This window comes from Burkholderia sp. HI2714 (genome assembly GCF_002223085.1).
GTDB lineage: Bacteria > Pseudomonadota > Gammaproteobacteria > Burkholderiales > Burkholderiaceae > Burkholderia > Burkholderia lata_D.
On sequence record NZ_NKFM01000062.1, the window covers coordinates 160,044 to 181,570 of the forward strand.

General features: G+C 67.1%; 20 protein-coding genes. 9 read left to right on the forward strand and 11 right to left on the reverse strand.

What is annotated here, in order from left to right:
- The first annotated feature begins 214 nt into the window (after positions 1 to 214).
- On the forward strand, positions 215 to 646 hold the full coding sequence (locus tag CFB82_RS43485) for a hypothetical protein (protein ID WP_235986555.1): 432 nt from the start codon (positions 215 to 217) through the stop codon (positions 644 to 646).
- A gap of 53 nt (positions 647 to 699) precedes the next feature.
- Here the strand turns inward: CFB82_RS43485 and CFB82_RS34425 are convergent, their stop codons facing one another.
- Positions 700 to 1,284: a class I SAM-dependent methyltransferase gene (locus tag CFB82_RS34425; RefSeq protein ID WP_256990598.1), complete on the reverse strand. Its 585-nt coding sequence runs from the start codon at positions 1,282 to 1,284 to the stop codon at positions 700 to 702.
- A gap of 304 nt (positions 1,285 to 1,588) precedes the next feature.
- Complete coding sequence (locus CFB82_RS44245; protein WP_006767081.1) at positions 1,589 to 1,723, reverse strand: hypothetical protein; 135 nt, start codon at positions 1,721 to 1,723, stop codon at positions 1,589 to 1,591.
- Between the two features lie 398 nt (positions 1,724 to 2,121).
- On the opposite strand from CFB82_RS44245, the gene CFB82_RS34435 reads away from it, so the two are divergent.
- Positions 2,122 to 2,571 (forward strand): hypothetical protein, encoded by a 450-nt coding sequence (locus CFB82_RS34435; RefSeq protein ID WP_089486871.1) that lies wholly within the window; start codon positions 2,122 to 2,124, stop codon positions 2,569 to 2,571.
- Positions 2,572 to 2,641: 70 nt separating this feature from the next.
- The gene (locus CFB82_RS34440; protein WP_089486872.1) at positions 2,642 to 3,454 is read left to right on the forward strand and encodes an alpha/beta fold hydrolase; all 813 of its coding nucleotides are present in this window, start codon (positions 2,642 to 2,644) and stop codon (positions 3,452 to 3,454) included.
- A 90-nt stretch (positions 3,455 to 3,544) separates the two neighbouring features.
- On the opposite strand, the gene CFB82_RS34445 is transcribed toward CFB82_RS34440, so the two are convergent.
- Genes CFB82_RS34445 through CFB82_RS34455 form a run of 3 tightly spaced genes read right to left on the reverse strand, consistent with a single transcriptional unit; the run spans position 3,545 to position 7,616 of the window.
- Complete coding sequence (locus tag CFB82_RS34445) at positions 3,545 to 5,533, reverse strand: DUF4034 domain-containing protein (protein WP_256979402.1); 1,989 nt, start codon at positions 5,531 to 5,533, stop codon at positions 3,545 to 3,547.
- Between the two features lie 14 nt (positions 5,534 to 5,547).
- Complete coding sequence (locus CFB82_RS34450; RefSeq protein ID WP_089486873.1) at positions 5,548 to 6,330, reverse strand: DUF1266 domain-containing protein; 783 nt, start codon at positions 6,328 to 6,330, stop codon at positions 5,548 to 5,550.
- Positions 6,324 to 7,616 carry a hypothetical protein gene (locus CFB82_RS34455; protein ID WP_089486874.1) on the reverse strand — a complete coding sequence of 431 codons (1,293 nt, stop codon included), beginning with the start codon at positions 7,614 to 7,616 and terminating at the stop codon, positions 6,324 to 6,326. The genes CFB82_RS34450 and CFB82_RS34455 overlap by 7 nt, the downstream gene beginning before the upstream one ends.
- Positions 7,617 to 8,227: 611 nt before the next feature.
- Here CFB82_RS34455 and ampC point away from each other — a divergent pair.
- Positions 8,228 to 9,397 (forward strand): class C beta-lactamase, encoded by a 1,170-nt coding sequence (gene ampC / locus CFB82_RS34460; protein ID WP_089486875.1) that lies wholly within the window; start codon positions 8,228 to 8,230, stop codon positions 9,395 to 9,397.
- Positions 9,398 to 9,424: 27 nt separating this feature from the next.
- Here ampC and CFB82_RS34465 read toward each other — a convergent pair whose 3' ends face one another.
- Complete coding sequence (locus CFB82_RS34465; protein WP_373452989.1) at positions 9,425 to 9,796, reverse strand: cupin domain-containing protein; 372 nt, start codon at positions 9,794 to 9,796, stop codon at positions 9,425 to 9,427.
- A 186-nt stretch (positions 9,797 to 9,982) separates the two neighbouring features.
- Here CFB82_RS34465 and CFB82_RS34470 point away from each other — a divergent pair, with 186 nt between their 5' ends.
- A complete protein-coding gene (locus tag CFB82_RS34470) occupies positions 9,983 to 10,645 on the forward strand; it encodes an ankyrin repeat domain-containing protein (protein ID WP_089486876.1) in 663 nt (220 codons plus the stop codon).
- Positions 10,646 to 10,670: 25 nt separating this feature from the next.
- Here the strand turns inward: CFB82_RS34470 and shc are convergent, their stop codons facing one another.
- Entirely contained in the window at positions 10,671 to 12,725 is a 2,055-nt protein-coding gene (gene shc / locus CFB82_RS34475; protein WP_089486877.1) for a squalene--hopene cyclase, read from the reverse strand.
- A gap of 52 nt (positions 12,726 to 12,777) precedes the next feature.
- Between shc and CFB82_RS34480 the strand changes: the two genes are divergently transcribed.
- Complete coding sequence (locus CFB82_RS34480) at positions 12,778 to 13,479, forward strand: TetR/AcrR family transcriptional regulator (protein WP_089486878.1); 702 nt, start codon at positions 12,778 to 12,780, stop codon at positions 13,477 to 13,479.
- A gap of 76 nt (positions 13,480 to 13,555) precedes the next feature.
- Here the strand turns inward: CFB82_RS34480 and CFB82_RS43490 are convergent, their stop codons facing one another.
- The gene (locus CFB82_RS43490) at positions 13,556 to 13,696 is read right to left on the reverse strand and encodes a hypothetical protein (protein WP_179255491.1); all 141 of its coding nucleotides are present in this window, start codon (positions 13,694 to 13,696) and stop codon (positions 13,556 to 13,558) included.
- On the opposite strand from CFB82_RS43490, the gene CFB82_RS34485 reads away from it, so the two are divergent.
- Positions 13,695 to 14,138: a GNAT family N-acetyltransferase gene (locus CFB82_RS34485; RefSeq protein ID WP_089486879.1), complete on the forward strand. Its 444-nt coding sequence runs from the start codon at positions 13,695 to 13,697 to the stop codon at positions 14,136 to 14,138. The genes CFB82_RS43490 and CFB82_RS34485 overlap by 2 nt on opposite strands.
- Positions 14,139 to 14,286: 148 nt before the next feature.
- On the opposite strand, the gene CFB82_RS34490 is transcribed toward CFB82_RS34485, so the two are convergent.
- Entirely contained in the window at positions 14,287 to 16,035 is a 1,749-nt protein-coding gene (locus CFB82_RS34490; RefSeq protein ID WP_089486880.1) for a cholesterol oxidase substrate-binding domain-containing protein, read from the reverse strand.
- Positions 16,036 to 17,198: 1,163 nt separating this feature from the next.
- Here CFB82_RS34490 and CFB82_RS34495 point away from each other — a divergent pair.
- Both CFB82_RS34495 and CFB82_RS34500 read left to right on the forward strand, forming a co-directional pair.
- A complete protein-coding gene (locus CFB82_RS34495; protein WP_089486881.1) occupies positions 17,199 to 17,414 on the forward strand; it encodes a hypothetical protein in 216 nt (71 codons plus the stop codon).
- Positions 17,415 to 17,598: 184 nt separating this feature from the next.
- The gene (locus CFB82_RS34500; RefSeq protein ID WP_373558887.1) at positions 17,599 to 18,420 is read left to right on the forward strand and encodes a helix-turn-helix domain-containing protein; all 822 of its coding nucleotides are present in this window, start codon (positions 17,599 to 17,601) and stop codon (positions 18,418 to 18,420) included.
- Between the two features lie 307 nt (positions 18,421 to 18,727).
- Here CFB82_RS34500 and CFB82_RS34505 read toward each other — a convergent pair whose 3' ends face one another.
- Together CFB82_RS34505 and CFB82_RS34510 are read right to left on the reverse strand one after the other, a co-directional pair.
- Entirely contained in the window at positions 18,728 to 19,825 is a 1,098-nt protein-coding gene (locus CFB82_RS34505; RefSeq protein WP_256990600.1) for a helix-turn-helix transcriptional regulator, read from the reverse strand.
- Positions 19,822 to 21,525, reverse strand: a complete 1,704-nt coding sequence (locus tag CFB82_RS34510) for a cyclic peptide export ABC transporter (protein WP_089486884.1) — start codon at positions 21,523 to 21,525, stop codon at positions 19,822 to 19,824. The genes CFB82_RS34505 and CFB82_RS34510 overlap by 4 nt, the downstream gene beginning before the upstream one ends.
- Positions 21,526 to 21,527 lie beyond the last annotated feature (2 nt).

The window sequence follows — 21,527 nt, forward strand, 5'->3', positions numbered from 1 at the left end:
GTCGCGCCGGCATTCTGCACGCCGTACGGCACGGTGTGGAATGCGCCCGTATATTTCTACGCGACCTCCGACAAGCCGCTGCGCAAGCAGGCGGGCACCTCGGCGGTGAATACCGCCAGCAACGGCGCGGCGTTCGGGCGGCAATACGCTGGCCGAGAACGTCTATTGGCGGCAGCGCGACGCGGGCGACGACACATACGCGTCGCTCGACACGATGCCGGGTGCGGCCGTGTCCGGCAGTGCATCGTTGGCCGAGGCCGACGACGTGACGACGCGCATCACGGTCGACGTCGCGAACATCGGCGCCGCCGTCGCGCTGATGACGCACCTGCAGGTGTTCGATCCGTCGACCGGCGCGCGCGTGCTGCCGGCGTTCCACAGCGACAACTACCTGAACCTGCTACCCGGCGGGAAGCGGCAGATCACGATCGACCTGCCGCATGCGCGGGGCGCGCCGGTGTCGCGCGTCGCGCTGCGCGTCGACGGGTGGCGGCTCGATCGCCCGAACTGCGGCTGGGGTTCGGCGGCGTGCCGGTCGTGTTCAACGAGCGCGCGCTGGCGGTCGCGCCGGCCGTGCCGACGTTCGCGGCCTGCTGACGGCGGTGTGTGCTGCGTGAGGGCGCGCCAAGCGGGAGCGAGCCGGTGAGCGCCGCGTGAATGCGCGCGGTGGTCGTTGCCTGCCGGATGGCCGCCAGGCCGCTACTGCTTGAGGAATTTGTCGAGCCAGCGCGGTGTCGCAGCGCGATCGAAGACGACGTGCAGCGACTCACCGAATGCGCCATATTCGAGCCCGTGGCGTTGGGCAAGCAGCGTCAGGGACTGGGCGGTGTGAAACGAGATGTGCCCGTTGCGCGGCACGCAGTACCACCACTGATCGATGCCTTGATCGAGGATATCCCGGGTGATCAGCGACGTCTGGAACAGCAGCGCGCCGTCGGGCTTCCGATGGCGCATGATCTGGTCGAAGAGGTCGACCGGCGCCTGATGATGCTCGAACACCTCGAATGACAGGATCGTATCGAAGCTGCCTTCGGGCGGAACCGGGTGCGAGAACGGATCGTACGACGTCACGTCCGTGAAGCCGCGCGATGCCAGTTTCCGTTCCAGCAAGCCCAGCCCCGAGCCGAAATCGAGCACCCGGCCTTCCCGCATTTCCGGAAAGCTGGTGCAGATCAGGTCGGCATGCTGTTGCGGACGGATCTCGAGATACTCGGGGTCGTGGCGCGGGTAGTCGGCGTTATAGACATGCTGCGCGAAATCGTCGTGGGTCCAGCTGTCGAACATCGGGGCCCACGTGAAGCCGCATTGCTCGCACGCATGGTAGTAGACCGGCACCCCCGCATACGGTCGACCTTTTTCCCGGCAATGAAGTCGGCGCCGCAGCGCGAAAAATCGACCAGGCCGCAGATGGGCGCGTGGGCAGCACACACTTTGCAGGCAAGGGCCGCCGGGTGGCGATTCAGGTCGTGATTCAATTCCCGTTCTCCTGTTCTCGCCAGCGACGCGTGCGTCTGACGGATGGTGCGGGAGAGGCTATCACAATCGCATCGGCCATCGCGGCCGTGCGCGGTGGCGTCGCCAGGCGTGTCTACGGGCGCAGCAGGTCGAACCCGCCGAATACGACGACACCGCTCAATACGATCATCGCGACGGAGTGCTGGCCGAAGTAGAGAATCGCGGCGGCAAGCCACGTCGTGATGCAGAAGGCGCCGATGCGGGCCATCGTGTGTTCCTCGAATGCGTGATGAAGTGCGTGTGCGCCGCACGGCGTTCGCCGCTCGACATGGCGAGCGGGGCACACGGGCGGACGGAAAGGCGACCCGCGCAGCCGCGACCGCGGCGCCGGCACGTGCTGCGTGCCGCGCCCGGAAGGGCGGGAGTCGATGCCGGCGGCGTTGCACGCTCGTGCCCGGAGGCGATCGGCGCGCGAATGCCGCTGGCGAAGCCGCGATTTTACCAGCGCCGCGGTGCCGCCAATCTGGCCCTTTCGCGGCTAAAACCGGCGATCCTCGGCCAAATCAGTCCGTCCCCGATACTCAAGTTTCGTGTGACGAATGCCGTAAACATTCTGGAAGGCGTTTCTACTCCGTCATGACGCCTCCCAACACACGGACCGACATCATGCAGATCGACTTCTCCACGACGACGCGATCCCCGCTGGCCGACAGCAGCGCGACCGCAACCCAGCCCGCCGCGACGTCGTCCAGCGGCGACGCCACGAGCACCACCGGCACGACTGACGCGACCGGCACCTCCGGCGCGAAGGATTCGACCGGCGCTACCGGCCAAACGCTCGGCGCATCGGGCGCGTCGTCGGACGACCCGGCGATCAGCCAGTTGAAGGCGCTGATCGAGCGGCTGCAGAAGCAGCTCGCGGCACTGGAGCAGCAGATCGCGAGCGCGGGCCAGCGCGCGAAGGACGACCCGGCCGCGGCGATCGAACAGCAGTCGCTCAGCGCGCAAGCCAGCGCGATCTCGGGGGCGCTTTCGACCGCGATCTCGCAACTCGCGGCGGCGATCGAGAAATCGGGCGGCTCGCAGGCGGGCGGGCTGGTGTCGACGCAGGCCTGACCGGTCGCGGCCGTGCCGGTCGCACGCATTACAATCGCCAGCACGTCTCCCTCGACAGGACGGCTGAACGATGAATGCGGAACGCAACGACGACGACCTCGCCCGCTTCGAGTCGCAAGGCGGCACGCCGCTGCCGGCGGCCGACGAGCAAGGATGGCTGGAACACGACGGCGCGCGCATCTGGCACGCGTCGTTCGGCCATGGCCCGGCGGTCGTGCTGCTGCACGGCGGCCTCGGCCACAGCGGCAACTGGGGCAACCAGGTGCCGGCGCTGCTCGCGGCCGGCTACCGCGCGATCGTGATCGACAGCCGCGGCCACGGCCGCAGCACGCGCGACGATGAACCCTATTCCTACGAACGCATGGCCTCGGACGTGCTGGCGGTCCTCGACGCGCTGCACGTCGACCGTGCGCGCTTCGTCGGCTGGAGCGACGGCGCGTGCATCGCGCTCGTGCTGGCCGATCGCGCGCCGGAACGGGTGGCCGGCGTGTTTTTCTTCGCGTGCAACATGGACCCGAGCGGCACGAAGGAGATCGTGCCGAGCCCGCTGCTCGACCGCTGCTTCGCGCGACACCGCAAGGACTACGCAGCACTGTCCGCGACGCCGGACCAGTTCGATGCCTTCGTCGCGGCCGTCAGCGAAATGATGCGCACGCAACCGGATTACCGCGCGCAGGATCTTGCGGCGATTGCGGTGCCGGTGACGATCGTGCTGGGCGAGCACGACGAATTCATCCGGCCCGAACACGCGGCGTACCTGGCGCGCACGATTCCGGGCGCGACGCTGACGACCCTGCCCGGTGTGAGCCATTTCGCGCCGCTGCAGCGGCCCGAGCGGTTCAACGCGGCGATGCTGGCGTTTCTCGACCGGCTGCCGGGGTAATTCGCGGGACGACCGCGGGCTGACCTTCCGGTCGAGATTCGGACGGCGCGCGCGGCCCGGCCGCGGGCCCGCGCATTCGCCGCCCGGGGCTCAGACCATCGCGTTGTCGGCGCCGGGAATCTCGTGCGCCTTGATCTGCTTGCGCTGCATCTTGAACCGTAGCCTCGCGAGCATGCCGTCCTCGTAGTTGATGCGCGTGATGGTGCGCACGAACTCGTTGTCCGGTGCGATTGCCTGGGCGCCCATGATCCAGCGCACGCCTTCGCGATAGTCGTAGAGCGACTTGTCGCCGATGTCGGCGAGGCAGAACGACAGCGTGGCCATCGCGGCGGGATGGCCGGCTTCGGCATGCTGGCGCAGTTCGTCGAGATAGCGATGGCGCGACGCATGATCGTGGATGTCGCTGATGAACATCAGCATGCTCTCGAGCGCGTCCGTATGCCCCATCTCGTGCGCCTTGCGCGCGGCCTCGACGGCCTCGACCTGCATGCGCGCGCGCTCGGCCCGATCCGTGCTGGTCTGGCCGATGTGGTGGTACGTGTATCCCAGCTTATAAGCGGCCACGTTGCCGCCGGCCTCCATCGACTCGCGGAAGTAGTGGGCGGCGCGGTAGGGGTCGGCCTCGACATGCGTGCCGTCCCTGTAGAAACAGCCGAGCAGGTAGCCGCATGAATCTCCGCCCGCCTCGTAGCCGAGCTGGCAGATTGCAAAGGCATCGGCCGGGCGCCGGTTTTCATCTTCCATCGCGGTGGCGAGCTGGTTCCATGCGAGCGAGCCGGGCTCGTTCAGGCGCGCGGCTTCCAGCCATGCATCGCCGCGCGCATCGTCCTGTGCGAAGCCGAACGTGCCGGTGCGATGCGCGTAGCCGCGCAGGATCATCGCCGACGTGCAGGCGCGTGCGTCCGATGCACGCTCGATCGCGCCGGTCAACCAGTCGCCATGCGGATCGAGGGCGAGCATCAGCCGCAACCCCATCGCCATCGCGCGGTTGTCGTCGATCGGCCCGTTGCGTTCGGCTTCCTGCAGGCGGGCGTACGCCTGTTCGTCTTCGTTGCGCATGAAATGGCTGCGCGCGAGCCAGTGCAGCGTCTCCCAGCGGTGATACGGATGCAGCGCGGCGTTCGCGCGTGCGAGCGTCGCGGCCATCGCGCGGCGGGTAGCGTCGTCGTCATCATCCGAATCCAGCGTCTCGCCGTAGTACTCGTCGCGCCAGATCTCGTGGCGCAACCGGTCCTTCTCGACCGCGTCGAGATGCGCACATGCGTCGGAATCGATGAATGCGCGGACGTGGTCGTGCGAGCCGCCCCAGCGCGGCTGCATGTACCAGATGAACGTGCGCATCGAGAAGTACTGGGTCGGGTGGATGTGCAGCGTCGCCTCCATCCAGTACCACTTTTCCTTGCGCAGCTTCTTGCCCTGGACGGGGCCGGGCAGCGCGTCGGGAAATTCCGCCGGGCAGGCGACCGGCTCGTCGGGATTCAATCCCGAGCGCGCGAGCATGCGCTGCAGTTCGGCGCGCGTGGCTTCGTCTTCGGCGCCGACGTTCAGGTGCAGTTCGGTGACGGGCCAGCGGCGCTCGCGCACGAGCTGCGTGAGCCACTCGGGCTCGCCGAACGACGACACGCTCGTGAAGATCACCTTCGGCGCGCTCCACATCGTCGGCGCGAGCACCAGCGCGCGCAGCGCGGCGACGATCGTCAGCGCCGCGCACGCATGCGCGCCGATCCAGCCGGCTTCGGTCACCGTCTCGGCCCAGCCACCGCCGCGATACTCGTACGCCCAGTGGTGCCAGTAATGCGCTTCGCACAGCCACGCATGCGCGGAGCGCGGGTTCGCGGCTTGCCATGCGCGCAGGCGCGCGAGGCCTTCGGCGCCGGCTTCGATGCACGGTTGCACGTCGGCCGGCAAAGCGTCGACGTACCGCGCTTCGGCGGTGCGGTCGGTGAAGCTGGCGGCGAGCGCGGCATCGAGTTGCATGTCGAGCGCGGCAAACTCGCCTGCGCGCAGCAGCGCGTCGACGTCGCAGATGAACCAGCGGGATTTCGCGGGCGGAATCAGGTCGGCGGGAACGGAGGACATGTCGGTGTCGGCGGTCATGACGAAACGGGTTGGGGATCGAAGATGCGGTAGCGCTTCCACGGCAGCGAAAGCCAGTTTCCGGACGGATTGCGCAGGTGCTCGCGCACTTCCTGCGTCGCGCGCGACGACGCGGGGCCGTCCTGGCCGCTGCCGCGCAGCCAGTGCTGGCGCGCGCGTGCATACGCGAGCCCGAAGTCTTCCCAGCTGTCGAAGCTGTCCTGCGCGCGCTGGGCATTGAGCAGCAATACCACCCACGCATGCTGTTCGGACGCCCAGCCAAGCAATGCGATGCAGCGCACGAGAAACGCGGTGCGCGCGCAATCGAACGCCAGCGCATCGCGCACGCGGCCTTCGGCCGCGAGCTGTTCGTAGAAGCCTTCGTGCGAGCGGCCGACGCCGCGTATCCAGCCGGCGAGGATGGCCGGCACGCGCTGCACGACCTGCCACTCGGGCAGGTCGGCCGGCAGGTCGAGTTCGCGCCGCAACTGGGCGGCGAGCGTGTTGCGCTGCGCGTCGGGCAGGGCGTACACGAGCTCGTCGCAATCGCAGCGCAGCCCGTTGCGGATCAGCAGGATGTCGGCGAGCGCAAGCGACCAGCGGCGGCGGTTCGGCGGCGCCTGGTCGGCCAGTGATTGGGCGAGCTTGACGGCGGCGGTCTGCCGGACCGTGACCGCGGCGTCGGCGCCCGCGACCTGGTCGGCATCGACTTCGCGCACCATCCGCGCGGCGACCCGGACCGACCGCCACACATACCACACGACCCACAGCGCGGCTGCGCCGATCAGCCATTTCAGCATGGCGCGCTCCCGTCCGCCGGCGCAGGCAACGCGAACGTCGCGCACAGCGCGGGATCGATCGCGATGCCTTCGATCTCGAACGCGGTTGTTACCGGCGGTGCGTCGCCGGGCGCTTGCGCGGCCGGCAGCGCATCGGCCGGCAATGCGTGGCGCGCGGCCGCCGCAACGGCCGGATCGATTTGACGAAGCTGGCCGAGCGCATAGGGCGCGTTGCGCAGCAGCAGCCATTGCAGGACGGCCGGCGGGTGCGGGAAATGCTCGACCAGGTGGAAGTTCTGGCTCATCACGCTCAGCAGATGGTCGGGCGAGCGCACGTCGGTGACGAAGGTCCATTCGCCGCCGGCCGCGCCGTTCGTTTCCGGTTCGAACACGAGCCCCATGCCTTCGCAATCGGGATGCCGCTCGCCGCGCGGCGCGAGGGCGCGCAGGAACTGGCGGACGTCGTCGGCATAGCGGCGCACCGGATGGCGGTTCTGCTTGCCCTTGATCTGGTCGATGCGCAGGCCGTTGCCGGTCACCTGCAGGCTGATCGTCACGTGCGGCTGGTTGCCCGCGCCGCGCAGCGTGAACAGGCGCAGCCGGCCTTCCTGCGCGGCTTGCGCGTACTGTTCGCCGTACCCGCCGCGCAGCCGGCGGCGATCCGCGAACTGGCCGAGGCAGTGCTGCATGTAGTACGACTCATAGGCGAGCTCCTCGCGCAGCGCCGCATGATCGCCCACGAATTCGAATACGATCCCGTTCGGCGTGCGCAGCACCTCACGCAGCGCGAGGCCGCTGCTCGGCACCCAGCCCTTGTCGCGACGGGCCTGCATTCGCTGGTGCTCGCGCTCCCACATGTCGAGCGCCATCGCGCACGTGATGCGCTGCAGCTTCTGCGCGAGCCGCGTGCCGGCGCGCGAGCGCAGGAATTCGACCAGCACGCGCTCGCGGTCGGTCAGCAGCATGTGCTCGGGATCGATGAAGTAGAGCGGCTTTGGCTCGGCGGCCGGCAGCGGCGCCGGATCGGCCGCCGCGCCGGAGGCCGGTTGCGGACGGAACCGGCGCACGAGCCAGTCGGGCGCCGGCCGGTCGGCGCCGGCGAGTGCGCGGTAGTCGGCAATCGAATCGAGCGGCTGCGCCTGCTCGAACGCGCCGACGACCCAGCGGAAGAAGTGGTTGCCGAGCCACGCGCGGATGTCGGCCGGATCGCCGCGCTCGGCGCTGCGGCGTGCGATGGCCGCCTTGATGTCGGGCGCATTGACGACATCGCGCGGCCGATAGGCGGACGCGGCCACGGTTTCGGTCACGGGGTTACTCTCCGGTCAGGCAGGGCGTGCGCGGGCCATGCGCGCGGGACCCTGGCGGTTCTTTCGGCTGGCGGGCGAAGCGACGAACGGGCGCGCGAGCGGGGCGCGGCGGCGTGGCGTGTTCCCGCTGCGGGGCGGTCGATGCGTGAAAATCACGCGACCGGGCAGCAGCCAATGACGCGGGAGCAGGCGATCAGCGAATGGCGATTCATTGTTTCTCTCAGGATGGTCTTATTTTTTGCTTCCGCGAGTCTACTGCGATCCGCGCGGGGGAATCAATCGCGCCGCGTGCCTGCGTATGCGGATCTGACAAGACTTATCTCTTTTTCACCGATTTTCGATGCGTTGCGATTCGGCCGCCGGATTGCATGCTGTTAAAACCGACAGGTTTTTCCGGCAAAACAAGGCGCGGCCCGGGAATGGCATCAGGTCAACGCAGTGCTTCGCGTATCTCATAAGTTTTTCTTTAGGCTCGCGCAACATATCGTCGATTGTTGGCGGCGGAGCGACAGCGGATAGTCCTGCTTCGGCGGGCCGGCCACTGCGATTTCCGCACGGCGTGGCCGGAACCGTTGTTCACGCAACCATCAGAAATCAAAGGAACCGCAACCATGCGATTCAACGCGACACGCTTCGCCGCGACCCTGTTCGTCGCCGCGTGCGCCACCGCCACGGCCGGCCGCGCGGCCGCCGTCACACAGGACGACCTCCACGACACCGTCACCCGCCACATCGCGCCGTTGATGAAGCAGTACGCGATTCCCGGCATGGCGATCGGCATCGTCGCCGACGGCAAGCCCTACGTGTTCGACTACGGCGTGATGTCGACGCAAACCGGCAAGCCCGTCACCGGCGATACGCTGTTCGAAATCGGCTCCGTCAGCAAGACGCTGACCGCGACACTCGCGGCCGATGCGCAGGAGGGCGGCGAACTGTCGCTGGCCGATCCCGCGGCCAGGTACCTGCCCGCGGTGCAGGGCAAGCCGTTCGGCGTCGTGACGCTGCTCAATCTCGGGACGCACACGCCCGGCGGCATGCCGCTGCAGGTGCCCGACAGCATCCGCGACGACGCGGGCCTGATCCGCTATCTGGAAGCGTGGCGGCCCGCGTATGCGCCGGGCACGATCCGCACGTACTCGAACGTCGCGATCGGGATGCTCGGGTGGCTCACCGCGAAGGCGATGCACAAGGATTTCGCGGTGCTGATGGAGCAGCGGCTCTTTCCCGCGCTCGGCATGACGCACACGTACATCAACGTGCCCGACGCACGCAAGGCCGACTATGCGCAGGGCTACACGCAGGACGGCAAGCCGATCCGGATGACGGGCGGCATGCTGTGGCAGCCGGCCTATGGCGTGCGGACCACGGCGGCCGACCTGCTGCGCTTCGTGCAGGCGAACATGGGGCTGATCGAAACCGCGCCGCGCCTGCAGCGCGCGCTCGAACGCACGCACACCGGCTATTTCCGCGCGGGGCCGCTGACGCAGGACCTGATCTGGGAGCAGTACCCGTATCCGGTCGCGCTGCCGACGCTGCTCGAAGGCAACTCGATGAAGATGCTGCGCGACGGGATACAGGCCACCGCGATCAAGCCGCCGCTCGCGCCGAGCGCGGATACGTGGATCAACAAGACGGGCTCGACCAACGGCTTCAGCACCTATGTCGCGTTCGTCCCCTCGAAGCGGATCGCGATCGTGATGCTCGCGAACCGCAGCTATCCGAACGAGGACCGCGTGAAGGCCGCGTACGGGATCCTCGGCGCGCTCGACGGCCGGCGGTAACGTTTCCGCCGCCGGGGCCGGTGCTGCTTACGCCGGCGGTTGCTCTTCGTAGGCGACGAAGATCTTCCGCGTGCGCTGGACCACTTCCCACGTGCCGCGAAAGCCCGGCGGAATGACGAAGCGATGGCCGGCGCGCAGGGTTTTCGCGTTGCCTTCCTCATCGGTGATCACCGACGTGCCTTCCAGGATCTCGCAGTATTCCGCTTCGGTGTACGCGACCCGCCAGCGGCCGGGCGTGCTTTCCCAGATGCCGGTCGAGAAGCGGCCGCACGGGCTCGCGAAGCCGGGGGTGAGGGTCTGCAGCGGGTCGCCTGCCAGCAGCTTCTCGGGCGGCACGCGGTATTGCACGGGTTCGCCGTTCGGCGTGAGGGCGTCGGTGATGGCGGTAATGTCGAGCACGGCTGGCATCCTTCGTCGAAGTGAAATGAACGCGCCGACGGCGCGTTCGCATGATTCCATACTTGCGGGCGGGTTTGGCGGTTGCCGGCATTGCTTCTCGTGTCGCGAACGCATGGCCGTGACGAACGCTTATGATGAGCGGACGACGCGCCGGCTGGATGCGCGAGCGGCGAAAGGAGAAGACGGTTGGGCATCACATGGGATGGAATCACGGGCGCTGATGTGCTCGACGACGCGCAGGTCGCGAGCCGGCACGCGTTGGCCGATGCTGCGCGCAACGGCGACTGGGCGACGATGCTCGACTGCATTGCAAAAGAGAACAAGCTCGTCAACGCGACGCGCCTCGGCGGGAAGTCGCTTCATACCCCGCTGCATCAGGCTGCCTACGGCGGCGCGCCGCAAGCGGTCGTCGTCGAACTGTTGCGGCTCGGCGCGTGGCGCATGCTGCGCGATGCAGACGGCGCGCGCCCGGTCGATATCGCGGCGCAGCGCGGGCATCGGCACCTGATCGATCTGCTGACGCCGCAGCCGCGACGCTTCGTGCCCGACGAAACGCTGCGCGACATCCAGCGCCACTTCCACGAGATGATGCTCGGCCGCATCGCACACCTGCGCGTCGACGCGCTGCGCCTGCCCGAACTCGAACCGCTGCTTGAACTCGACGCGCAGGCCGACAGCGTATGGTTCGGGGTGCCGGGCATGGTCGGCGGGTTCGGCTATGCGCTGCACGCCGACGGCGCCACGGCCGTGCTCGTGTCGAAGAGCTGGAGCCGCGTGGTCGGCGGCTCGGGCCAGCGGCACGAGATCACGGCGCACGGCTGCACGCTGGTCGAAGAGGGCTTCGTGTGACGGCCTTGCGCCGTCACGTCACCGCTCAGGCGGCAACGGAGTCCGTTGCCGAGGCAGCCGTCGCTCCGTGCGTGGCCGACGCCCGCGCGGCCGCCGCGCCCGCCAGCCGCCGATAGCGCGCGAGCGCCCACAGCGGGAAGTACGCGGTATAGCCGTGATACTTCAGGTAGAAGATGCGCGGAAAGCCCGGCGCATTGTGCGAGCGGTGCCACCAGAAGCCGTCTTCCTGCTGGACCGACAGCAGATACGCGATGCCGCGCTTCACCGAATCGGATTCGCAGTCGCCGAACGCCATCTGCGCGAGCAGCGCCCACGCGGTGAAGTTCGACGTGCTCTCGCCGCCGTTGGTGCCGCCCAGCTTCGGGTCGATGTAGCTGTCGTTCGTCTCGCCCCAGCCGCCGTCCGCATGCTGCCGTGAGCGCAGCCATTCGATCGCGCGTGCGATATACGGCTGCGACTTGTCCTCGCCGGCGAGCGCGAGGCCGGCCAGCACGCTCCACGTACCGTAGATGTAGTTCGTGCCCCAGCGGCCCCACCAACTGCCGTCGGGCTGTTGCGTGCGCTTCACGTAGTCGATGCAGCGCGCGACCGACGCGCGTTCGTCCGCGCGTTTCGTCACGCCGAAGCACAGCAGCACGCGGCCCGACACGTCCTCGGTCGGCGGATCGAGCAGCGCGCCGTGGTCGGCGAACGGGATCGCGTTCAGGTACATGCGGTCGCAGTCGGCGTCGAATGCCGCGAAGCCGCCGTTGCGCGATTGCAGCCCGCGCATCCAGTCGAGCGCGCGCGCGACGCGCGACGCATACGGGTTCGTGCCGTCCGCGTTGGCATGCGTGCGGCCGCGGCGATCGAGCATCGCGGTGACGACCGCCGTATCGTCGATGTCGGGGTAGTACGGGTTCGCGTACTGGAACGCCCATCCGCCCGGCTGGACATCGGCCGGCGCGTTCTCGATCCAGTCGCCGCGCAGGTCGTTCACCTGGCGTTCGGCCAGCCAGTCGTACGCGCGTGCGATGCGTTCGTCGAGTGCGCGCCGTGCGTCGCCCGGCTCGCCGTCTTCCGCCACCGCCACGCCGCGCGCCTGCTCGAGCGCCATCGTGCTCCACGCGGTATCCCACACCGGCGACAGGCACGGCTGGCAGTACATGCTGCCGTCCGGCCGCGTGACCAGCAGCTTCTCCAGCGCGTTGTCGCAATCGCGCCGCAGCGGATGGTCGTCCGGGTAGCCGAGCACCTGCATCATCTGGTTGGCATACACGATCGGCGGGAAAATGCCGCCGAGCCCGTCCTCGCCGTTCATGCGCTCCGCGCACCACGCCTCGGCATGGCGGATCGCGCGCTGCCGCAGGCGCTTCGGCAACAGCGGCTCGACATGGCGCACCGTGCGGTCGAGCGCGAGGAACAGCCTGCGCATGCCGCGCGCGGGCGGGAAGTACTGGCGTTCCTCGTCCGGCGGCGTGACGAACAGCTCGCGGATCGAGATGTTGCGCGGATTGCGGGCGCGCGCCTTCAGCGAGCACAGCACGAGCAGCGGCACCATCGTCGTGCGCGCCCAGTACGCGACCTTGTACATCGAGATCGGCACCCACTTCGGGAACAGCACGAATTCGATCGGCATGAACGGCGTCGCGCGCCACGGCACCTGGCCGAACGTCGCGAGCAGGATCCGCGTGAACACGTTCGCACGGGCCGCGCCGCCGAGCTTCAGGATCGCGTCGCGCGCGCGGACCATGTGCGGCGCCTGTTCGCTGTCGCCGGCCGCCTTCAGCGCGAAGTACGCCTTCACGCTGCACGACACGTCCGGCGCGCCGTCGACGTACAGATCCCATGCGCCGTGCGTGTCGAGCCGCTGGATCGCGCGCAGGTAGCGCGCCATCTTCTCCTGGCGCACGTCGTCGATCTTGTCCATGAAATGCATCATCAGGATGTATTCCGCGGTGATCGTCGCATCGGATTCGAGTTCGAAACACCAGCTGCCGTCGGGCTGCTGGAGACGCACGAGGGCGTCGCGTCCACGGGCGATGGCGGTGTCGAGCGCGGACCAGGGGGAGGAGGTCGGTGTAGTCATGCGGCGGATCATACCATCCGGCCGGAATGTTTATATCGAGACGCCGGGTGCTACCATCCGCTCCATGAAAAAACACCTCGAACCCGCGCCGCAGGATGCGTCCGCGCCCGTCGAACCGGCTGGAACGGCCGGTGCACGGGCGCCTGAAGCGTCATCGGCGCCAGCTGCCCCCACCGCCGGCGTGCGTCGGAAAAAAGCGCCGGATCAGGTGCGTGCGCAGTTGCTGGCGGCTGCCTCGGAAATCGCGACACACCACGGCGTGGCCGCGTTGACGCTCGATGCGGTGGCCGAGCGTGCCGGCGTGACGAAAGGCGCGCTGCAGTATCACTTCGCGAACAAACAGGGGCTGCTGGATGCGCTGTTCGGTCAGGCGACCGAGCGGTTCGCCGCGCAGATGGCCACGCGGGTGGCGGCAGATGCGGGTGGCGCCGGCGCGGTGGCGCGGGCCTACATGCACGCGGTGCTCGACGAGTCGCATTCGGTCGCGAGTACCGATGTGCTGCGCGTGCTGGTCGCGTCGATGATTACCGACCAGGACACGCGCGCGCGCTGGTCGGTGCCGATGCGGGAATGGACGCGGCCCGACCCCGTGCCGCTCGAGCAAGCCGCGACGCTGATGATCTGCCGGCTCGCCGCCGACGGGCTGTGGATTTCGAAACTGCTCGACAGCCTCGAGATATCCGCCGAATTGCGCGCGGAGATCGGCCGGCAGCTCGACGCGATGAGCCACGGCGTGTTTCCGAAGGGGCGCGACGGCGCCGCGTGATGCATGCGTCGTGGCGACCGGCCGCCCGGGCGCCCGGGCGCCCGCGCGAGTGCCGGCATCGCCGCGCGCGTCGATGTCAGCACGGGCTGGCCGAAGCCTCGGCGATGTCGCATCGCACCGCATCGGCCGATGCCTCGCCGATCGCGTGCTGAACGACGGCCGGGTTTTCCAATAGATAGACGTGCCCGCCGTCGAACGCGCGGAGCAAGCGAATCATGAAGATCATCGTACGTGACGCCGTGGCCGCCGATACGCCGGCCCTGTGCGAGCTGTTCCTGCGCTCGCGCCGCGAGACCTTCGTCTGGCAGCCGGCCGGCGCGTTCCGGCTGGCCGACTTCGCGGCCCAGACGGAAGGCGAGCGGCTGAGGGTCGCCGAGGACGAAGGCGGGCGACTCGCCGGCTTCGTGTCGGTCTGGGAGCCCGACCATTTCATCCATCACCTGCACGTGCACCGGTCGCATCACCGGAGCGGCGTCGGCCGGGCGCTGCTGCGCGCGCTGCCGGGCTGGCCGGCCACACCTTACCGGCTCAAGTGCCTGCGCGCCAACACGCCGGCGCTGGCGTTCTATGCCGCGTGCGGCTTCGTCGAGATCGGCGCCGGCCGCGCGGAAGACGGCGAGTACCTGCTGCTCGAGTCCGGCGGCAAGGACGGCCCATGACCGTCCACCTGCGGTACTGCCTGCGGCAGGCGGTGTGGTGGGGCACCTTCGGCCTCGCGCTGCCGGCCGCCACGTCCTGAATGACCTTGAACCTGCACGGTTCGCGCATCGTCATCCGTTCCATGGCAGCCGGCTTGCGCCGGGATCGCTACGGCATCAGCCGGTCGAGCAGCGGCGACCGGAAGATCCGGTGCGGGTCGTAGCGTTCGAGGGTCGCGCGCGCCGTATCCCAGCTGCTCGACGGCGGCTGGCCTTCACGATGCAGGTTCGGAATCGTGGTGGTGAGCATCGTGTCGTCCTGCCAGGCGGCCGTGTCGGTATAGGCCCAGCCCTTCGACCATTCCGGGCGCACCGTCGCATACGAGCCGGTGTAGTTCGCGAGCATCCATTGCTCGATCTCGCGATAGAAGCGATCGGCGGCCGGCGTGCCCGGCAACGTCAGGATGTCGAACCACACGGCGGTATCCCATTCCGGCCGGTCGGGGCGCGGCTTGAGCGCGGACAACGCGGGCACGACCGCGCCCGCGCCCGCATCGGCCGGCTTGTCGAGACCGGTGACGCGGATCTCGACGGGACCGTTCATCGGATACTCGCCGCGCGCCTTGTACGCGTCGACGCGGTTCTGATAGAACTGCACGAATTCGCTGATCACGCGCTGCACGTCGGCGCGCCGCGCCAGTACCGCGTAGCCGTTCGCGGTGACGCGCAGCGTCGTCGGCCGAATGTACTGCAGCACGGTGCGCGACCAGCCCCAGATGTCCCCGCTGAGCGTGAGTGCGAGACCGGCCGTCGTGATGGCCAGCTGCGTCTGGCCGAACAGCGGCGTCAATGCGCCTTCGCCGCCGATCACGATCCGCTTGACGAGATCCGAGATGGTCTGCGAGATCGAATCGGAGAACGGATAGTTGTACGGCTGCGTGACGGCGCGCGACAGGAACGGCTTGCTGGGCGTCGGCGTCCAGACCTTGAGCCACGGCTTGGTCGTGAACGGGAACCAGATGGCTTCCACCCGGCCCGAGCTTTCGAGAAACGACGCGATCGTGCGGCCCGTCGTGCCGGCCGAGGCAAACAGTTCGGATGCCGGAATATCGACGTAGCTCTGGCAGCGTAGCCGCTGGTTCGGGCCTGCCGTCAGCGTGACTTCGACGACGAACGCCCGCCCGATGTGCGCGAGGAACGCGCCGATCTCGGGATCGCTGCGCTCGAAGCGGCGCAGCACGTATTGCTGCCGGGCCGGATCGAACACGACCGCGGTGAGCGCGACCACGAGATTGCTCAGCGAGCCCCAGGTATGGCCCGGCTGCAAGGTTTCACCGGCCGCCGGCACGGCGGTGCCGTGTGCATCGATCGCAAGCGCGCCGCCGAGCGTGATGTCGCCCGGTGCCGGCGCGGCAATCACGCCGAGGCCATACGGCTCGAGCGTCGCGAGCAACGATTCCAGCGAAACGCCCGTTTGGGCGGTGACGCGCGCCGGACGCGCCGACGTGTCGACGGAGACGGCCGTCAGCGACTTCGTCGTATCGAGCAGCACGAGCTTCGCGGCGCCGGCGCCCGGGTCCAGCGTCAGCGGCGACCAGTTGTGCATGTAGCCGCGCGGGCGTACCCGGTAGCCGTTTGCGCGCGCCCAGTTGACGGTGGCGACGACGTCGTCGGCGGAGCGCGGCGCGGCGGTCCATACGTCCTGCACGGCGATCTCGCCGCTCCAGTTCTGGAACGCCTGCTTGTAAAGCGGGATGTCGGCCGGGAAGCCGGGCGGTGTCTCGCCGGCCGTCCGCGCGTGCGCCGCAATCTGGTATAGCGGTGTCCAGCCGGTGACGATGCCGGCCGCCGCGAGCTTCGCCATGTCGGCCAGGAAGGCGCGACGCGGCGCAGGTTCGTCTCTGAAGTCGTGACTCATGGTGTGCTCCAATTTTTCGGAATTGTTTTGCAGATTGGAAAGACGACAAATGACGCGTTGAGACTCGTGTGGCAATTCGAGCAGGTGCGACGCGCGGGAAGCGTTGCGCGTGAATGGGCGAGGATTGAAAAAGACGGCGCGTGCGGCAATGCGCCGCCGCGCATCACCACGGACGTCTAAAAGGAAATCGAAAAACCGCGGGGCGAATGCTGCAATTGGCCGTCGGCCTGTTCTGTCGGCAGGCAGATAGGGAGATTCGACGGAATCGCGTGTGGCGAAGCGCTAGCCGCGACGATCGATAAAAGATGATTTCACGTGAATATTAATCTGCATGTTTCGATTTTTTAAATAAACCCGGCCGCAGTTCAAGGTTGATTGATGATGCGTTGTGTATTTCGGTCGAAAGCGTAGCAATTTATCTATCGGGTGACAAGCGATGGAGTTGACGAATTTCGAGTCATTTAATATGGAAATTTTGTGACGAGAAATGGCTTCGCCCTTTGTGGATATTTTGCAACGCCGGTCTCGGCGGCACGCAGCCGTGGGCCGGGAGCGGAAATTATGCTTTGCCGTCGCGCATATTGAATCGATTGTTGAATGAATCGAAATAACGTCCGGAAAATAATACTTGAATCCAGGCCGGTGAGTGAGGGGATGGTGAAATCCGACAATTCCTCTCTCGAATACGGCTCCCGGGCAGAAATTCGTGGTATGCGCCGCTTGGGGGATTATTACAAAAGTTCGTGGTAAACGGATGTCGATTTATCCGTGTATTCATAATAATGCTAATAAGCGGCTCGCAGATCGATTGATATCCGGTTCGCGAACGATGTGATTTAAAAAAATAGATGTCGCGGAAACTGCAAATGTCTTGAATCGTCGCTATCATACGCGGCTGGGATATACATGGATCAAATTCAATGGAAAGAATCGTTTCTCTTTTCGATCGAGATTTTTCGTTGAATTCGCCGGGGACGCGCCCGCTTCGAGTCGGCGCCGGGTTTTCCGATTCAGGTCTTCAGCACGTCCGGCGGCGGCGCGTTTTCATCCGGCAACGCGCATCGACTGAAATGGACGTTTCGGCCTCGTGCGGCTTCGCCCGTCATGAACGCTCATCAAGGCGGCGCCGATCGCCTCGTGCTGGCCGATACGGAGGAAACACCGTGCCGGTTTCACGCTCGTCATCGGCCGGTTCGATCGTCCGTGACGAGGCGGTGCTCGCCGCGCCTGGAGATCGTTCGCACGCGCATGGCGTGTTCCGGATCGCGGGCGGGCGCGTTCGCGAACGGGTCGCCGATCCGTCGGGCGAATCGCAGCCGGCCGCCGAGTGGAACACGGCCGCCGCGCCCGTGCCCGCGCGCGATCTCGCATCGGGCTGAACCGGGAACGGCGCGCCGTCGTTTCGCGCGAGCCGGACGCATCGGCGCGCACTGGCGGCGGCGCGTTGCCCGCCTGAGAACGCGCGCGCCGCAGCGCGACCCGACGCGCGCCGCGCACACCGTGCCGGCTCGCCCGCGCTGGCGTTGCGCCATGTCCTCAAGCACGCACAACAAGGAGAGTCAGATGTTCGCGAAGCTCGGGAAGGTGATTTCGAGCGCCGGCAGTGAGCGGTTCGCATCCGACATGCATGCATTGCTGGTCGAATCGATTCCGCTCGCGATCACCCGGATGACTGAATGGACGCTCGACGAGCCGGCGGGCGAAGTCGTTCGCGTGCAATCGCTCGGCGCGTTCGGCGCGCCGGGCGACAACGCGCGTGGCGCGCCGGCCGCGCAATGCGAGCGGGAACCGGCAGCGCATCCGCCATTGAACCGGATCCTGGCGGCCTGCGACCGGCAGCTCATTCATATCAATCCGCTGATGCGGCGCGGCAATGGCGGCGAAGTCACGCCGCCGCGCGGGCCGGGCGGCGGATTTCAGTGCCATCTCGTGTCGGGCAAGGCGAATCGCCGCTACGTGATCTCGCTGCATCGCACGGCATCGCATCGCGACTTCTCGTTGCAGGAGATGTCGTTCCTGAAGAATTTCGCCGATACGCTGCTGCCGCTCGTCGAGTGGCATGCGTCGACGCGTCGGCACGGCGAGCTTGAATGCGCGACGGCGCCCGGTGCGACGGCAGGCCTGCCCGGCGTCGAGGCGCTGCGCCACGAGTTCGAATCGCGGCTCGCGCGCGCGAGGGTCGTGCTGTCGGCGCGTGAAAACGAAGTGTGCCTCGGCCTGCTCGCGGGCAAGATGCTGCGCGAAATGGCCGGCGAGCTCGGTGTGAAGGAGAGCACGATCGAGACGTACATCAAGCGCGCCGCGGTGAAGCTCGGCATCAGCGGCCGGCACGGGCTCACGAAATGGATGATCGATGATTCCGTACCGCGCGCGTCGGCGGCGTGACGCCGACACACTACCGGCGCGCGACGCAAGCCGCCGGCCGGCGTGCCGGGATGGCGGCCGCGCGTGCCCGCGCCTGCGCGCGTCGTCGCGAGCGATGACGATGATGTCGCCGGGTGCGGCAGCGCGGGTTGTGCTGCCGGCCGGATTGCCGGCGTGCGACGCGAGGGGGAGGCCGGCGGTAGCCGTCCCATGGTGTTTCGCGCGTCGCCTGCGTCGGCGTCGCGCGCGCTGAAGTGCCTGGCGTGCCGCACCTGAGGCACCTGACGCATGCCGCGCCGCCGGATGTGCGTGTTCGGGTCGCGGGCTCTCAGGTTCCGATGCGCGGCGACGCGTAGTCGCGCCGCATGCTTCTCATGCCGTCCCTGCCTGCTTCCGTCGCGGCCCCGGCCGTCTCGTCGAGCATCCAGCGCGTCAGGCCATGACGCCCGCTGAAGCCCAGCTTGACGGCGGCCCGCTTCAGGTAGGTCTCGACGGTGCTTTCGCGCAGCGCGAAACGCATGGCGATGGCGGGCACCGTGTCGCCGGCCAGCAGCGCCGTGCATGCCTCGATCTCGCGCGTCGACAGCTTGACGCCGGCTTGCTGCAGACGCTCGGCGAACCGCCGCGCCACGCGCTCCCGTCCCGATTGCGTCGCCGGCGGCGCGGCGATGGTCACACGGGTGGCCGGTGGAGCCGAATCGAGCGCCGCGACGTGGCTCTCGACGATCGGAAACAGCACGTGCGAGAGTTCCTTGAGGAAGGTCCGCTCCTGCGACGAGAAATCGTCGAACGTACACGTGCGATACAACGAGATCACATAACAGTGGCCCCGCTTGCGGGTCACGAGGTGGAATTGCGCGTAACGCGGCGACACGACCGCCGCCTGCATGAGGATGAAGCGGTCGAGCTGCGCGTGGATCGGGTCGTGGCCGGCGAGCGTGTCGTCGACGTACAGGGGGCGCGCGCCCGGGCGCGGCGGCATCTGCGGCCCGTAACAGCCAGCGGCCGCGCCGGCCTTCGCGAGCGCCGCGCCGACCGCGCCGAGGCTGCGCACCGCTGGATCGCCGTCAGGCGCGTCGTCGACCGCAAGCTCCGAAATGCGGATCTCGTCGACGGGGACCGCCGCGGCGATCAGGTTGTACATCATGCGGGGAAAGCGTCGGCTCCCGCTGCTCGAGATCGCTTCGCCGACGTGTGCGAACAATCTGCTGAACTCCATGAAGGGATTCCTGATGAGACGTTGAAGCTGCGCGTGTGCGCATGAATGCCGACATGATTTAAACACCCGCCTGCTTACGCGTCTGTAACGGATTGCCGGGACAGCCGAAGCCTCGCCGGTCGTCGAATCCGGTCCGGCGCACGACGACGGTTCCACCCGCCCGCGACAGACGGCGCGCACCTTGTCCGCATCCGGATCGCGGCTCATCCGGCAGCCTCGGCCCGGACGGCACACAGGGCCGTATCGGAGAAGATGCGGCCGCTATCCAGGCGAATGACCCGATCCGCCAGCTTGAAGTACTGATCGTCGTGGGTAATGATGACGACGCATTTCCCGCGGGATTTCAGGTCGGGAACCAGCACTTCATAGAAAAATCGCTTGAAGACCGGATCCTGATCGGCGGCCCATTCGTCCAGGATATAAATCGGACGATCCTCGATGTACGCGCACAGCAACGCCAATCGCTTGCGTTGCCCAGTCGACAAAGCCCGGGTGGTTGAGTAGGTCCGGCCGGAAATCTCGATCTTGTCCGCCAGCTTCAGCGTGTCGAGGTATTTCCGGGCAAGCTCGATGCTTTCATTGCCCCGATCCGGTCCGATGATCCGGTTGAACAAGTGGAAATCGGTGAAGACGGCGGAAAACAGGTTTCGGTACTGCTCCCTGGCATCGTCGTCGATGATTTTTCCGTCGAGGGAAATCGTTCCGCCGGTAGGCGCATAGAGGCCGCTGAGGACCTTGCCCAACGTGCTCTTGCCGCTGCCGTTTCCGCCGATCACATAGACGAGTTCGCCGGCATGAATCGTCATGTCGATGGGGCCGAGCACGAAGTCGACCGACGACGCGTTGTCACGGTAGTTCATCGTCACCGCTTTCAACTCGATGACTTTCCATGACTTCGCCGACGGCGATTCCACGGAGCCCGCACGGAACGGTTCCTCGTGTGAAGCTTGCGTGTCGTCGATCAGAAAGCCGAATTCCGCCAGCCGGGCGAGCGCGGTCTTGCCTTCGGCCACCACCGGCAGGATATTGATCAGCATGGTCAAGGGCCCCAGCATGTAGAGCACGGCCAGGATGCTCGCCGTGAGGACGGAGGGATCCACGACGCCGAGCGAAGGTACGCCGAACAGCAGGAATCCAAGCAGGACCGCAACGGTGATCTGGCCGATGCTGTCGCCGCTCATGAACCAGAAGCGTTCGATGTAATTGAATCCCGCCACGCGCTTCGATGACAATTCGATCGCGGCCCGGGTAAACCAGCGCCGTCTGGCCCGGTTGAGCTTGAGCTCCTTGATTCCGAACACGAGGCCATGGGTGTATTCGTTGAACTGGACGAATTCGTCGCGAACCCGCTCCGTGAAATTGACCGCCTTTCGATAGAAGAACAGGTAAAGCACCAGGCCGACGATCGTCAGGATGATCGTCGACGCGAACACGGTCCACGAGAGATAGGCGAGATAGGCGATGCTGCAGATCAGGATGACTGATTGAACGATGATCGTCGGTATCGTGAGCAGCGTCTGGCTCAGCTGCGGAATGTCCTGGGTCAGCATGGTCAGGACATTGGGGGCGCCGCGTCTGTCGATTTCATCCAGCGGGGTCGCCAGGATCCTTTTGCACAGGTTGACGCGCAATCTCGTCATGACTTTCATGCAGGCATAGGAGGGCATCACGGCCGCGCCGCTCCTGCAGACCACCGCGATGACGTTCACCGCGATGAACATCAGCAACAGCGTCTGTCGATCATCGCGATCGTGCAGCACGGTGCTGATCAACCCGACGCCCACGATCGACGCGATGCCGCTGACGAGGCCCGTCAGGACGGTGCCCAGCGTCAGCCAGGGATGACTGCGCCACATCAGGGTGACGGCGGAATGCCAGGGCGGCGATTTGCTTTGAGCGGAATCCATGA

Excerpts from the sequence above, each read along its gene's own strand:
- CFB82_RS34445 (WP_256979402.1), bottom strand. The coding sequence starts at position 5,533 with ATGTCCTCCGTTCCCGCCGACCTGATTCCGCCCGCGAAATCCCGCTGG.
- CFB82_RS34435 (WP_089486871.1), top strand. The coding sequence starts at position 2,122 with ATGCAGATCGACTTCTCCACGACGACGCGATCCCCGCTGGCCGACAGC.
- CFB82_RS34510 (WP_089486884.1), bottom strand. The coding sequence starts at position 21,525 with ATGGATTCCGCTCAAAGCAAATCGCCGCCCTGGCATTCCGCCGTCACC.
- CFB82_RS43490 (WP_179255491.1), bottom strand. The coding sequence starts at position 13,696 with ATGATTCGCTTGCTCCGCGCGTTCGACGGCGGGCACGTCTATCTATTG.
- CFB82_RS34500 (WP_373558887.1), top strand. The coding sequence starts at position 17,599 with ATGTTCGCGAAGCTCGGGAAGGTGATTTCGAGCGCCGGCAGTGAGCGG.
- CFB82_RS34450 (WP_089486873.1), bottom strand. The coding sequence starts at position 6,330 with ATGCTGAAATGGCTGATCGGCGCAGCCGCGCTGTGGGTCGTGTGGTAT.
- CFB82_RS34505 (WP_256990600.1), bottom strand. The coding sequence starts at position 19,825 with ATGAGCCGCGATCCGGATGCGGACAAGGTGCGCGCCGTCTGTCGCGGG.
- CFB82_RS44245 (WP_006767081.1), bottom strand. The coding sequence starts at position 1,723 with ATGGCCCGCATCGGCGCCTTCTGCATCACGACGTGGCTTGCCGCCGCG.
- CFB82_RS34440 (WP_089486872.1), top strand. The coding sequence starts at position 2,642 with ATGAATGCGGAACGCAACGACGACGACCTCGCCCGCTTCGAGTCGCAA.
- ampC (WP_089486875.1), top strand. The coding sequence starts at position 8,228 with ATGCGATTCAACGCGACACGCTTCGCCGCGACCCTGTTCGTCGCCGCG.
- CFB82_RS34480 (WP_089486878.1), top strand. The coding sequence starts at position 12,778 with ATGAAAAAACACCTCGAACCCGCGCCGCAGGATGCGTCCGCGCCCGTC.
- CFB82_RS34425 (WP_256990598.1), bottom strand. The coding sequence starts at position 1,284 with ATGTTCGACAGCTGGACCCACGACGATTTCGCGCAGCATGTCTATAAC.
- CFB82_RS34490 (WP_089486880.1), bottom strand. The coding sequence starts at position 16,035 with ATGAGTCACGACTTCAGAGACGAACCTGCGCCGCGTCGCGCCTTCCTG.
- CFB82_RS43485 (WP_235986555.1), top strand. The coding sequence starts at position 215 with ATGCCGGGTGCGGCCGTGTCCGGCAGTGCATCGTTGGCCGAGGCCGAC.
- CFB82_RS34485 (WP_089486879.1), top strand. The coding sequence starts at position 13,695 with ATGAAGATCATCGTACGTGACGCCGTGGCCGCCGATACGCCGGCCCTG.
- shc (WP_089486877.1), bottom strand. The coding sequence starts at position 12,725 with ATGATCCGCCGCATGACTACACCGACCTCCTCCCCCTGGTCCGCGCTC.